This is a genomic window from Actinokineospora enzanensis DSM 44649, assembly GCF_000374445.1.
GTDB classification, from domain to species: Bacteria; Actinomycetota; Actinomycetes; order Mycobacteriales; family Pseudonocardiaceae; genus Actinokineospora; species Actinokineospora enzanensis.
Genome location: NZ_KB894412.1, coordinates 84,497 through 97,437, shown reverse-complemented (window position 1 = coordinate 97,437; position 12,941 = coordinate 84,497). Strand labels below are relative to the sequence as shown.

Here is a 12,941-nt window from a genome sequence, read left to right as displayed (position 1 = left end):
AAGGCAGGCGCAATGGACGTCATCGTGGTCGGAGCAGGCACGGCGGGATCGGTCCTGACCAGGCGGCTGGTGGACGCCGGGGCCCGGGTCACGCTCCTGGAGGCCGGTGGCGAGGACACCAACCCGGCCATCCACGACCCGTCCCGGGCGGGCGAGCTGTGGCACGGCCCGGAGGACTGGGACCACTACACCGTCCCCCAGCCGCACGCCGCCGACCGCCGCCTGCACCTGCCCCGCGGCAAGGTCCTCGGCGGCTCGCACTCGCTCAACGCGATGATCTGGGTCCGCGGCGCCGCCTACGACTACGACGGCTGGGGCGTGCCCGGCTGGTCCTGGGCGGACGTGCTGCCGGTGTACGAGCGCATCGAGAAGGACCTGCTGCCGGTCGAGGCCAACGAGCCGCTGCACCCGATCCAGCAGTCCATCCTGGACGCGGCCCAGCAGATCGGCATCGAGCTCAACCCGAACTACAACGGCGACACGCTCGACGGCGTGTCGATCGAGCAGATCACTGCCCGTGATGGGCGTCGGGTGAACACGTGGATCGCGTACGTGAAGCCGGTGCTGGGCTCGCCCAACCTGACCGTGCACACGGGCGCGCTGGTCCACCGACTGCTGTTCGAGGGCACTCGCGTGGTCGGTGTGGCGGTGGAACGTGATGGCGTGGTGGAGAACCTGTACGCCGATCAGGTGGTCCTTGCCGCGGGTGCGCTGGCCTCGCCCGCGATCCTGCTGCGGAGCGGGGTCGGGCCCGCTGCCGATCTGGCCGCCGCGGGGATTGACGTTGTGCTGGACATGCCCGGGGTCGGGCAGAACCTGCACGACCACCTGCTGTCCCCGGTGATCTTCGCGACGGACCGGCGGGAGGTGGAGCCGCCTCGGTCCGGGCGGTCGGTGACGCAGACGCATCTGTTCTGGCGGAGTAAGCCGGGGTTGCCGGTGCCGGACACTCAGCCGATCCACTTCAGTGTGCCGATGTACGAACCGTGGATGACCGGGCCTGCCACTGGGTTCACGTTGATGGCGGGGATGATCTCGCCGCGTAGTCGTGGGTCGCTTCGGGTCGTCAGCGGGGATCCGCGCGATGAGCCGTTGATTGATCTGGCCGCTTTGGCTGACCCCGCCGACTTCGAGAGCCTGGTGGCCTCGGTGGAGCAGTGTCGGCGGTTGGGGGCGGCGCCTGCGTTGGCTGAGGAGTGGGGGGCTCGGGAGTTGTACCCGGAGCCTGGTGCATCGGTTGAGGATTATGTCCGGCGGACGGCTATTACCTATCACCACCAGGTGGGGACTTGTAAGATGGGGGATGATTCCCTGTCGGTGGTGGGGGCTGACCTGGTGGCGCATGGGTTGAGTGGGTTGCGGGTTGCTGATGCTTCGGTGATGCCGGTGGTTATTTCGGGGAATACCAATGCGCCTGCTGCGTTGATCGGGGAGCAGGCTGCTTCGTTCATGACGTCTTGATGGCTTGAGGGGCCCGGCTGTGCCGGGCCCCTCTTTGCTTTCCCGTCAGTCCGCCCGAGGGGATCGCACAAAGTCTTTCCGGAAGCCGCTACTTGGCCTTCTGTCGCGAAGACCGAGCAGCCTTGGCGGGCGCGCCGACATAATCGGCGAGATGCTGCCCGGTAAGCGTCGCGCGCGAGGCGACAAGGTCGGACGGAGTTCCCTCGAACACCACCCGCCCACCATCATGCCCAGCCCCGGGCCCCAGGTCGATGATCCAGTCCGCATGTGCCATGACCGCCTGGTGATGCTCGATGACGATCACCGACTTCCCGGCGTCCACCAGCCGATCCAGCAACCCGAGCAGATGGTCCACATCGGCCAGGTGCAGCCCGGTCGTTGGCTCGTCCAGCACATAGACCCCGCCCTTGTCGGCCATATGCGTGGCCAGCTTCAACCGCTGCCGCTCACCCCCGGACAACGTCGTCAGCGGCTGCCCGATCGTCAGATACCCCAGCCCCACATCGGCCAGCCGCCTCAGGATGGCGTGCGCGGCCGGAGTGTGTGCCTCACCGGCAGCGAAGAACTCCTCGGCCTCGCTCACCGGCATGGCAAGGACCTCGCTGATGTCGCGACCGCCCAGGTGATAGTCCAGCACCGAGGCATCGAACCGACGCCCCTCGCAGACATCGCAGGTGGTGGCCACACCGGCCATCATGGCGAGGTCGGTGTAGATGACGCCCGCGCCGTTGCACGCCGGGCAGGCGCCCTCGGAGTTGGCGCTGAAGAGGGCGGGTTTCACGTCGTTGGTCTTCGCGAAGGCCTTGCGGATGGGTTCCAGCAGGCCCGTGTAGGTGGCGGGGTTGCTGCGGCGCGAGCCTCGGATCGGGGTCTGGTCGACCGAGACGACACCGTCGCGGGTGGCGACCGAGCCGTGGATCAGGGAACTCTTGCCGGAGCCCGCGACGCCGGTGACCACGACCAGGATGCCCAGGGGGATGTCCACGCTGACGTTCTGCAGGTTGTGGGTCTTGGCGCCGCGCACCTCCATGGCCCCGGACGACGTCCGCACGGACGGCTTCAGGGAAGCGCGGTCGTCCAGGTGACGGCCGGTGAGGGTGCCCGCCGCGCGCAGGCCGTCGAGGGTGCCTTCGTACATCACCTCGCCGCCCTCGCTGCCCGCGCGGGGCCCCAGGTCGACGATGTGGTCGGCGATGGCGATGGTCTCCGGCTTGTGTTCGACCACCAGGACCGTGTTGCCCTTGTCGCGCAGGCGCAGCAGTAGTTCGTTCATGCGCTGGATGTCGTGCGGGTGCAGGCCGATCGTGGGCTCGTCGAACACATACGTGACGTCGGTGAGCGCCGAACCGAGGTGGCGGATCATCTTGGTGCGCTGTGCCTCGCCGCCGGACAGGGTGCCGGTGGCTCGGTCCAGGCTGAGGTAGCCGAGGCCGATCTCCACGAACGAGTCGAGCGCGTGGCCCAGCGCGGCCAGCAGCGGGGCCACCGACGGCTCGTTCAGGCCGCGCACCCACTCCGCCAGGTCGCTGATCTGCATCGCGCACGCCTCGGCGATGTTGATGCGCTTGATCTTGGACGAGCGGGCCAGCTCGGACAGCCGGGTACCGGCGCACTCCGGGCAGGTGGTGAACGTGACCGCGCGTTCCACGAAGGCGCGGATGTGCGGCTGCAGCGAGTCGACATCCTTGGACAGCATGGACTTCTGGATCTTGGGGACGAGCCCCTCGTAGGTCAGGTTGATGCCCTCGACCTTGATCTTCGTCGGTTCCTTGTACAGCAGGTCGTTGAGCTCCCGCTTGGTGAACCGGCGGATCGGCTTGTCCGCGTCGAAGAAGCCGCAGCCGTTGAAGATGCGGCCGAACCAACCGTCCATGCTGTACCCGGGGATGGTGATCGCACCCTCGTTCAGCGACTTGTTCTCGTCGTACAGCCGGGTCAGGTCGATGTCGTTCACCGCGCCCCGGCCCTCGCAGCGCGGGCACATGCCGCCGGTGATGCTGAAGCTGCGGCGCTCCTTGGTGGTGCGGCCCGCGCGCTCCACGGTGACCGCGCCCGCGCCGCTGATCGACGCCACATTGAACGAGAACGCCTGCGGGGAGCCGATCTGCGGCTTGCCCAGCCTGCTGAACAGGATCCGCAGCATCGCGCCGGTGTCGGTGGCGGTGCCCACGGTGGACCGCGGGTCGGAGCCGATCCGCTGCTGGTCGACGATGATCGCCGTGGTCAGGCCCGCCAGCACGTCCACATCGGGCCGCGCCAGCGTCGGCATGAAGCCCTGTACGAACGCGCTGTACGTCTCGTTGATCAACCGCTGCGACTCGGCCGCGATGGTGTCGAAGACCAGCGAGCTCTTGCCCGAGCCGGACACCCCGGTGAACACGGTCAGCTGGTGCTTCGGGATCTCGACGCTGACGTCCTTGAGGTTGTTCTCCCGCGCGCCCAGCACGCGGATGACCCGGTGCACGTCCACGTCCTGCGCGGCCTGTCGCGACTTGGCCCTGCTCATCCTGATCTCCATTTGCCCGCCGATCACCCGACCGGCTTCGAGGGTACTTCCGGTCCGCTCCGCCCCGCCCGGACTTGTCCACAGGCGGTCCGACGATCCACTCGCCACCCGATCCGGTTGTCCACCCGATCGAGCGACCGCCCCGCTCCCGTGCCCGCGGGAGCGGGGGCGCGGCCGGATCAAGCCTGGTCTTGGATGAGGCCCAGCACGTTGCCGTCGGGGTCGGTCACGGTGGCGACCAGGCGGCCGTTGCCGACGTCGCGGGGCTCGTCCTTGACGGTGCCGCCCGCCGCGGTGACCTCGGCGAGCCTGGCCTTGATGTCCGTGACGTGCCAGTGCGCGACGGGGGAGGTCATGCCGCTGTTGGGGACGAGGCCGATCTGCTGGCCCGCGACCTCGTAGCCGACGTAGTAGGGGCTGTCGGCCGTGGGCTCCACGCCGAGCAGCGCGGTGTAGACGGGCTTGGCCTTCTCGATGTCGGTGACGGGGTGCAGCACGGTCTGGATGCCCTGGTTGGTCATTGTCGCTCCCGGGTTGTCGTTCCTGTGCCCATGACAGTAGGAGCCGGGTACGGAACCGCGCTTCTCCAATCCTGATCGGTCCGCACCGGGGCGCCCGGGTGGCGAAAACGAGACCGGCCCCCTCGCCCGTGGTGGGCGAGAGGGCCGGGGTGCGGGGCTCGGTCAGAGCGCCGGGTCGTACTCCTCGGGGTGGACGGTGTTGCTGAGGAGACGGCCGTGCGCGCCGAAGGTGAAGTGGGTGGAGCCGTCGCCGGACTCGTTCAGGCCGAAGAGGACGCCGTGCGAGCGGAGGCGGTGGATGTCGCGGTGGTCGGCGACGGTCACCGAGGCGCAGTGGATGACCTTCTCGCGCCAGGTGAACACGTAGATGCCGGGGCGCAGCTGCCACACCGAGTTCTCGTCGGTGTCGGCCAGGCCCTTCTCCGGGCCCGCCAGGCACTGCCAGGTGTACCAGTGCGGGCTCAGGTACACGTGCTCGTAGGCGTGCTGCTCGCTGTACACCCACATCGCCCGGCGGCCGATGAGGGCGCGGGACGGGGCCGGGGCGTCGCCGAACACGTCCGCGTCGCGGAGGGTGGCGGGCTCGAAGCGCTGGGTGACACGCGGGGTGCCGTCCTCGCCGATGATGGTGGTGACCAGGAGGGCGCGGCCGTTGCGCAGGTCGAGGAACAGCGACAGCGCCTGGTTCGGACGCGACTCCGGGTGGAACTGGGTGTAGTAGAGGTCGTCGTCCACCAGGAAGGTCTCGCAGGCGTCGGAGCCGCCGTCCCACTCGACCCGGTTGCCCGCGAAGCGGGCGGTGAGCAGCGGGCCGTCCGGGCCCTCCAGCACCACCTCGCGCCCGTGCAGGTCGCCGACCGTGGGGGCCTTGTTCGCGTCGAAACCGGGGGCCAGGCCGTCCAGCGGCAGCCAGGTCGAGGTGTCCGACAGGGTCAACGCGGTCTCGGTCATGAGGCATTCCTTTCTGGGCGTGCCGGCAGTCTCGCGGGACGACGGTGCGCGGTGGAACGGGCGGCCCGGCGCCGTGCGGTTCCGGACAAGGACGGTGCGTTGGCTGCCAACACGGCGGCGCGCGCGCCAGCGCAGGATGACCTCATGCAGCTGTCGCTCACAGGCAAGAACGTGCTGGTCACCGGTGGTGCCTCGGGTATCGGGCTGGCGTGCGCGCGGGCGTTCGCGGCGGAGGGTGCCCGGGTGGTGGCACTGGACCGTTCGGTCGGCTCGACAGACATCCACGCCCTCCCCGCCATCCCCGCCATCCACACCGTGCGCGCGGACGTGACCGACGAGGCCGACCTTGGTGCCGCCGTGGCCGAGGCGGTGTCGCACCTCGGCGGTCTCGACGTGGTCGTGGGCTGCGCGGGCATCTCCGGCCCGGTCGGCACGCCGCTGGTGGAGACGTCGGCGGCGGACATCGCGGCGGTGCTCGCGGTGAACGTGACCGGGCAGCTGCTGCTGGCCAAGCTCACCTACCCGCACCTGTCCGACGGCGGCGCGATCGTCCTGCTGGCCAGCGACTCCGCGTTCGTGTCCGCGCCCGGCATGGTCCCGTACTGCGCGTCCAAGGGGGCGGTCGTGGCGCTGACCCGGGCGCTGGCGGTGGAGTTCGACCGCGTTCGGGTGAACTGCGTCTGTCCTTCCATTGTGGACACCCCGATGGCCCGCGGCGATCTCGGCGACGCCGCGCTCGACCAGGCGGACTTCCCGGTGCAGACGGCCGACGAGGTGGCCGGGCACGTGCTCTACCTGGCCTCGCCGCCGGCCCGCGCGGTCAACGGCCAGGCCCTGCTCACCGACTTCGGCTACTCGGCGCGATCGGGTTTCCCCGCCTGAGGTCACCATGTCAGGGGGTCGGCCCACCTGCCCGGCCACAGCAGCGCGGCGGTGAACGGCAACACCGCCACTGCCGCGCTCACCAGCCAGAACCGCGGCCCGCGCAGCCCGGACGAGTAGCGCACATACCGGTTCACCAGGGTGAACGCCGCGATCACCGCGCACGCCATGACCAGTCCCACGGTCACGTTGCCGCCCGCCGAACTGTCCGCCCCGGCGTCCGGCCGGACCCGGCCCGGGTCCGCGAACACCGTTCCGCGCAAGGTCAGCACGACGATGCCCAGCGGCAGGATCGCCAGGTAGCCGAGAATGGCGTTGATCAGCACCACCCTGCGCCACCTGCGCCGTTCCGGCTCCATCCGGACCCACCTCCGTCCCGTTGGCACAGTTACCACATCGTGACCGAACGGGCGAGTTGACCCCGAGCGACCACCTGTTGCCTGCCAGCGCCCGGCCCGAACGGCCCGGCTGGCCGACCCGGCGGCAGGCTCGCACGATGGGCCCATGTCGACTCCTCCCGAGGACGAGTGGCGCACCTACGACGAGTTCGCCGCGGGTATCGCCACCTACCGCCTGCCCCAAGCCGACCTGACCGGCCGTGAGCTCGTCGTCGCCCTCGACGACGGGCCGGTGCTCGATCTGCGGTTCGTGGACGCCACCCATGTCACCTGCAACGGCGTCCGGGACCCCTACGACGCCATCGCCGTGCGGGACGACGTCTTCTTCGTCAACCTGCCGCTGACCAGCGTCGAGGGCGAGGCGCTCACCCTGGTCTTCTCCACCACCACGCACCGCGCGCTCGGTGTGCTGTCGGTGATCGGCAAGGAGGCGGTGGAGGGCACCCCGCAGGTGCAGCAGACCTTCTGGACCGGCACCACCAACGGCGGCGAGCCCACCGGCGAGGCCCCCGGCCCGTCCCGCGACCTCATCGGCCGCCGCAACCTCTACCGCTACAGCCCCGACCACCTCTACGAGCACGTGTACGTGTCCTCGCAGCGGTACGCGTGGCAGTGCCTGGAGGGCGTGCAGCGCGGGCACGGCGACATGGACCTGTCGACGGTGTGGAAGTTCGCCGACGGTCTCTACCTGTTCTGCTTCCGCGAGTTCCGCATCGCCGTGGCCAGCGTCTGGCTGCACGACCTCGGGATCGCGCTGCGCACCACCGGTATCTTCCTCGGCCTCAACGGCGAGGGACAGTCCGAGCACTCCACCGCGGGCGGCCACGTGTACCCGCTCGGCTCGGTCACCTACCCCGACGTCCAGCCGGTCTAGCCGACCGGTCCGGCACAACCAAACCAGGAGACAACTTTGTCCAGTGTGGACATCGTGGCCGCGCACTACGCGGCCAGCGACCGCGGCGACCTTGCAGGCATGCTCGCCCCGATCACCGCGAACACGACCTGGACCGAGGCCGCGGGCTTCCCCTACGCCGGTACCTACACCGGTCCGGACGAGGTGCGCGCCAACGTGTTCGAGGCGATCGGCCGGGACTGGGACGGCTACACCTTCACCCTCGCCGAGCTGGTCGACGGCGGCCAGACCGTCGTCGGCCTCGGCGAGTACGCGGCCACCAACAAGAAGTCCGGCCGTGCGTTCACCGCGCGCGTCGCGCACGTGTGGAAGTTCGACGGCGACACCTGCGTGAGCTTCGAGCAGATCGTCGACTCCGCACCGGTCGTCGCCGCGATCGACTAGTCGATCCACCGGTGCCGTCGAAGTAGTTATCGAATCGGCATCGTTTCGCTCTTCCGAAACTGCTGTGGTTTCGGGAAAGTACCGGCCCGTCGGGGCCGAAGTCCGAAAAAAGCGAGTCGGAGCACCACGTGACGCGATATAGCTGATCACGTGAGGGTTTCCGACGAACGCGGCACGCGGCCGCTCCCGGGCATGCCCCTGTCCGGGAGCGGCCGCGCGTGTTTGCCGGGTGAGTCGCCCTCACCTGTGGGAGGCTGCACAGGTGACGCAGGTCGCACCCTGTGCGGGGCGAGACAACACGCGTGCCCGCAAAGTCAAGGCCGCTCGCCATACCCGCTCGTAGGGTTCCGTTCCACCTCACAGATCCCGTGCACTGCGCGCGAAAGCGACCGCAGCCGAGAAACCAGGACAGGGACCGCTATGAGAAAGATCATGCGTGGCGTGGCCGTGGCCGCCGCGGTCACACTCGCCGCCGCCGGGTGTGCGAAGGACGGCGACGGCGGCAGCGGCGGTGGCTCCACCGGCCCGATCGTCGTCGGCTCGGTCAACGCGCTCAGCGGCGCGGCGACCTTCCCCGAGTCGTCCGCCGCGGCCAAGGCGGTCTTCGACGCCGCCAACGCCGCGGGCGGCGTCAACGGGCGCCAGATCTCCTACAAGGCGCTCGACGACAAGGGCGACCCGGCGGCCGCGTCCGCCGCGGCCCGCGAGATCGTCGGCTCGGACAACGCCGTCGCGCTGGTCGGCTCGTCGAGCCTGATCGAGTGCGAGATCAACAACAAGTACTACGCGCAGGAGAAGATCCTGTCGATGTCCGGCATCGGCGTCGACCCGGCCTGCTTCAACAGCCCGAACATCTCCCCGGCCAACGTCGGTCCGTACCACGACATGACGCTGACCCTGCTCTACGGCTCCGAGGTCCTGCACCAGGACAACATCTGCGCGCTGCTGGAGATCGCGGGCAACACGCTGCCCTCCTACCAGGCCGCGATCGACGAGTGGACCAAGATCACCGGCAAGAAGCTCACCTACATGGACGCGACCGTCCCCTACGGCGGCTCGGACTACACGTCCTACATCGTCAAGGCGCGTGCCGCGGGCTGCAAGGCCATCACGGTCAACCCGGTCGAGCCGGACTCCATCGGCCAGTTGAAGGCCGCCGCCGCGCAGGGCTGGAACGACGTCACCTGGCTGCTGCTGACCTCGGTCTACAGCGAGAACTACGCCAAGGCCGTGAGCAACGCGGGCGCGGGCATCTACGTCCCGGCCGAGTTCTACCCGTTCACCGACGCCGACGCCGCGCAGAACAAGGAGTGGCGGGAGCTGATGACCAAGAACAACATCCCGCTGACCTCGTTCAGCCAGGGCGGCTACCTGGCCGCCAAGTACTTCCTGCAGGTCATCAAGGGCATCAAGGGTGACATCACGCGCGAGTCGGTGACCAAGGCGCTGCAGGAGATGCAGCCCATCTCCGACCCGATGGTGGGTACCCCGTACGTGTTCGGCAAGGCCGACAAGCACCACGACAACACCGCGGGCTGGCCGATCAAGCTGATGTCCGGCACGAACAAGTGGGAGCTGTCCGCGCAGGACTGGCTGCGCATCCCGAAGAACTAGTCCCACCAGGCAAGGCAAGGGGAACTCTCGATGCTGCAAGGAGCGTTGGCAGGTCTGGCCGCGGGCGGTTTGTTCGCGGTGCTGGCCGTCTGCCTGACTCTCATGTCGCGGCTGGTGCGGGTGGTCAACTTCGCACAGTCGGCGACCGGGATGTTCGGCTGCTACGTCGCGGTCTACCTGTCGATCCACATGGGACTCCCCACGTGGGCGGCGACGGTGGTGGGCATCGTGCTCGGCTCCGCGCTGAGCGCGCTGCTCGGGTGGATCATCTCCACCTGGCTGGCGGAGGCCGACATCGGCACCCGCTCGGCCGTCACCGTCGCCGTGCTCCTGCTGCTGATCTCCCTGTCGTTCATCCTGTTCGGCAACAAGCCGCAGCCGTTCCACGCGCTGCTGGACGGTCCGGCGTTCACGGTGAGCGGCGTGACGGTCAGCCAGGTGACCGTGGTGACGGTGGTGCTGTCCATCGTCATCGCGATCGGCTGTCGCGCGGTGCTCAGCAAGACCTCGTTCGGTCTGGAGCTGCGCGCGCTGTCCGAGCGGCCCACCACCGCCGAGCTGATGGGCATCCCGGCCAAGCGGCTCAGCGTGGCGGTCTGGGCGGCGACCGGCCTGCTCAGCACGCTGGTGATCTCGATCGTGGCGCCGTCGCAGTCCAACGACGCCACCTCGCTGGCCATGCTGGTCGTGCCCGCCTCGGCGGCCGCCCTGCTTGGCGGCTTCCGCAGGCTCGACCTCGCCGTCATCGGCGGTCTGGTGCTCGGCATGGCGCAGGGTGCCGTGGCCCAGGTCGACAGCCTCTCCGTGGTCCGCTACTTCCTGCCGTTCCTCGTCATCGTCGGGCTGCTGCTGTGGTCGCAGCGCAAGGAGGTATGGGATGCCGCGCGCTGAGAACAGCCCGCTGACCCGCTTCGGTGTCCCGCTGGTCCTCGCCGTGGCCGCGGTCGCGGTCGGCTACCAGCTCAGTGTCGGTCTCGACGGGTACTTCGTGTTCCTCGGGATCACCGCGATCGTGGCCGGGATCGCCCTGCTCGGGCTGGGCGTGGTCTCCGGCAGCGCGGGCATGATCTCGCTGTGCCAGCTGACCTTCGCCGCGGTCGGCGCCTGGGTCGTGTCGTACCTGAACAAGATCGAGGCCCCCGGTGGCCTGCTGCTGTGGCTGCTGTGCGGCGGTTTGGCCGCGGGCGTGGCGGGCATCCTGGTCGGGCTGCCCGCGCTGCGGCTGCGCGGCATCAACCTGGCCGTGGTCACCCTCGGCCTGGCCGCCGCCGCCGACCTGACGCTGATCCAGATCCAGTTCCCCGGCACGGTCGACGGCATCTCCATCGAGCGCCCGGAGATGTTCTCCACCGACCGCGAGTACTTCTGGCTCGCCTCCATCGTGCTGACCGTGTGCTGCCTGGCCGTCTACTTCGTGCGGCGCAGCCGCTGGGGCAGCGGGTGGCAGGCGGTGGCGTTCTCCGAGCGCGGCACGGCGGCGGCGGGCGCGAGCGTGCGCACCTCCAAGCTGACCGCGTTCGCGGTGAGCGCCGCGCTCGGCGGTGTCGCGGGCGGTCTGCTCGCGGGCCAGGTCAGCCAGGTCTACCCGCCGAGCTTCTCGGCCATGCAGTCGCTCGCGCTGTACGTGCTGGCGATCATGTCCGGCGCGCACCTGATCGACATGGCCATCTTCGGCGCCATCCTCTGGGTCGCGGTGCCGGAGCTGCTCAAGCGCTGGGGCGTGCCGCAGGACTGGGGCTTCGTCATCTTCGGCCTGCTCGGCACGCACGCGCTCACCACCGGTGGCAACCTCGGTACGGCTGTTCGGGAGCTGTGGCGCAGGCGGGCGAAGTCCGCCAGAGGTACAGCCGGTATCGAACTGACCGCGCCGCCGGACGAGTCGATCGAGCTGCCGCCACTCGGCGAGCCGGTGCTGGTGGTGCGCGACCTGAGCGTGAGCTTCGGCGAGGTGAAGGCACTGTCCGGAGTGGACCTGGAGGTGCCCGCGAACGGCGTGCTCGGCGTGATCGGCCCCAACGGCGCGGGCAAGTCGACCCTGGTCGACATCATCTCCGGGTTCCTCCCGCAGGCCACCGGCACGGTGGAGCTGGACGGCGGCACGCTCAACGGCCTGTCGCCGACCAGGCGCGCCCGCGCGGGCCTGCGCCGCACCTTCCAGCAGGACCGCGTCCCCGCCGGTCTGTCCGTCGGCGCGTACGTCCGCTTCGTCGCCCGGCGACGGCTCGGCGCGGCCGAGATCGACGACGCGCTGTCGTTCTTCGGCTGCCCGCCCGCCCGCACCCCGCTGCGCCGGGTCGACGTCGGCGCCCGCCGCTTGGTCGAGATCGTCGGCCACCTGCTGGCCCGGCCCAAGGTGCTGCTGCTCGACGAGCCTGCCGCCGGTCTCCCGCACGAGGAGCACGTCGCGCTCGGCCTGCGGCTGCGCCAGGTCCCGGCCCGCTTCGGCGTGTCGGTGCTGCTCATCGAGCACGACCTGGACCTGGTCCGCTCGGTCTGCGACCGGATCACGGTGCTGGACTTCGGCCAGGTGCTGGCCAGCGGCCCGCAGGCCGAGGTGCTGGCCAACCCGGAGGTCCTCAAGGCCTACATGGGCGAAACGGAGATGCTGTGAGCGCCTTGCGAGTCCAGGACGTCGCCGTCACCCGGGGCGCGGGCCCGGTCATCCGGGACGTCGCGTTCACCCTCGAACCGGGCCGGATCACCGCGCTGGTCGGCCCCAACGGCGCCGGGAAGACCAGCCTGCTTGAGGCCATCTCCGGCATCGTCCCGACGGCGTCCGGCTCGGTGCACATCGGCGACCGGGAGATCACCAAGCAGTCCCGGGTCGCGCGCGCCAAGCAGGGGCTGGCGCACATCGAACAGGGACGCGCGGTGTTCCCCGGCCTGACCGTGCTGGAGAACCTGAAGCTGACCGCCCGCACCTGGCCGCGCGTGGAGGAGGTGCTGGCGCTGTTCCCCGAGCTGGAGAAGCGCCGCAACTCCCCGACCGCGCTGCTCAGCGGCGGCGAACAGCAGATGGTGGTGCTGGCGCGCGCGTTCGCGGCGCGGCCGAAGTTCCTGCTCATCGACGAGATGTCGCTGGGACTCGCGCCGGTCGTGTTCACCCGCCTGCTGCCGATGGTGACCCGCTTCGCCGAGGAGGGCGCGGCGATCCTGCTGGTGGAGCAGTTCACCCACCTGGCACTCGGGGTCGCGCAGAACGCACTGGTCGTCTCCTCCGGCCGGGTCACCTTCCAGGGCGACGCCAAGGAGCTGCTGGACTCGCCGGAGACGCTGCACTCCGCGTACCTGGGCGAGTAACGAGGGACCGA

Annotated in this window: 12 protein-coding genes; 8 read left to right on the top strand and 4 right to left on the bottom strand. The window is 69.7% G+C overall.

The features are described 5' to 3' along the window. The first annotated feature begins 12 nt into the window (after positions 1-12). Entirely contained in the window at positions 13-1,461 is a 1,449-nt protein-coding gene (locus C503_RS0114535; RefSeq protein ID WP_018682944.1) for a GMC family oxidoreductase, read from the top strand. Between the two features lie 88 nt (positions 1,462-1,549). Here C503_RS0114535 and C503_RS0114530 read toward each other — a convergent pair whose 3' ends face one another. The 3 genes from C503_RS0114530 to C503_RS0114520 form a co-directional block, all read right to left on the bottom strand. Then, the gene (locus C503_RS0114530) at positions 1,550-3,967 is read right to left on the bottom strand and encodes an ATP-binding cassette domain-containing protein (RefSeq protein ID WP_051114827.1); all 2,418 of its coding nucleotides are present in this window, start codon (positions 3,965-3,967) and stop codon (positions 1,550-1,552) included. Positions 3,968-4,146: 179 nt separating this feature from the next. Then, positions 4,147-4,488, bottom strand: coding sequence for a VOC family protein (locus C503_RS0114525; RefSeq protein WP_018682942.1), 342 nt, complete (start codon positions 4,486-4,488; stop codon positions 4,147-4,149). A gap of 162 nt (positions 4,489-4,650) precedes the next feature. Beyond that, entirely contained in the window at positions 4,651-5,439 is a 789-nt protein-coding gene (locus C503_RS0114520) for a molybdenum cofactor biosynthesis F family protein (protein ID WP_018682941.1), read from the bottom strand. Positions 5,440-5,583: 144 nt separating this feature from the next. On the opposite strand from C503_RS0114520, the gene C503_RS0114515 reads away from it, so the two are divergent. Further along, positions 5,584-6,321: an SDR family NAD(P)-dependent oxidoreductase gene (locus tag C503_RS0114515; protein WP_018682940.1), complete on the top strand. Its 738-nt coding sequence runs from the start codon at positions 5,584-5,586 to the stop codon at positions 6,319-6,321. Between the two features lie 2 nt (positions 6,322-6,323). Here C503_RS0114515 and C503_RS0114510 read toward each other — a convergent pair whose 3' ends face one another. Further along, positions 6,324-6,680: a hypothetical protein gene (locus C503_RS0114510; protein ID WP_018682939.1), complete on the bottom strand. Its 357-nt coding sequence runs from the start codon at positions 6,678-6,680 to the stop codon at positions 6,324-6,326. 145 nt (positions 6,681-6,825) lie between these two features. Here C503_RS0114510 and C503_RS0114505 point away from each other — a divergent pair, with 145 nt between their 5' ends. The 6 genes from C503_RS0114505 to C503_RS0114480 all read left to right on the top strand — a co-directional run bounded on the left by C503_RS0114505 (position 6,826) and on the right by C503_RS0114480 (position 12,930). Beyond that, a complete protein-coding gene (locus tag C503_RS0114505) occupies positions 6,826-7,593 on the top strand; it encodes a MoaF C-terminal domain-containing protein (RefSeq protein WP_018682938.1) in 768 nt (255 codons plus the stop codon). A gap of 36 nt (positions 7,594-7,629) precedes the next feature. Continuing rightward, positions 7,630-8,016 carry a nuclear transport factor 2 family protein gene (locus tag C503_RS0114500; RefSeq protein ID WP_026316314.1) on the top strand — a complete coding sequence of 129 codons (387 nt, stop codon included), beginning with the start codon at positions 7,630-7,632 and terminating at the stop codon, positions 8,014-8,016. 420 nt (positions 8,017-8,436) lie between these two features. Then, complete coding sequence (locus C503_RS0114495; protein ID WP_018682936.1) at positions 8,437-9,630, top strand: ABC transporter substrate-binding protein; 1,194 nt, start codon at positions 8,437-8,439, stop codon at positions 9,628-9,630. A 30-nt stretch (positions 9,631-9,660) separates the two neighbouring features. Then, positions 9,661-10,521: a branched-chain amino acid ABC transporter permease gene (locus C503_RS0114490; RefSeq protein WP_018682935.1), complete on the top strand. Its 861-nt coding sequence runs from the start codon at positions 9,661-9,663 to the stop codon at positions 10,519-10,521. Next, positions 10,508-12,241, top strand: a complete 1,734-nt coding sequence (locus C503_RS0114485; RefSeq protein WP_018682934.1) for a branched-chain amino acid ABC transporter ATP-binding protein/permease — start codon at positions 10,508-10,510, stop codon at positions 12,239-12,241. The genes C503_RS0114490 and C503_RS0114485 overlap by 14 nt, the downstream gene beginning before the upstream one ends. Then, positions 12,238-12,930: an ABC transporter ATP-binding protein gene (locus C503_RS0114480; protein ID WP_018682933.1), complete on the top strand. Its 693-nt coding sequence runs from the start codon at positions 12,238-12,240 to the stop codon at positions 12,928-12,930. The genes C503_RS0114485 and C503_RS0114480 overlap by 4 nt, the downstream gene beginning before the upstream one ends. Positions 12,931-12,941: the final 11 nt, after the last annotated feature.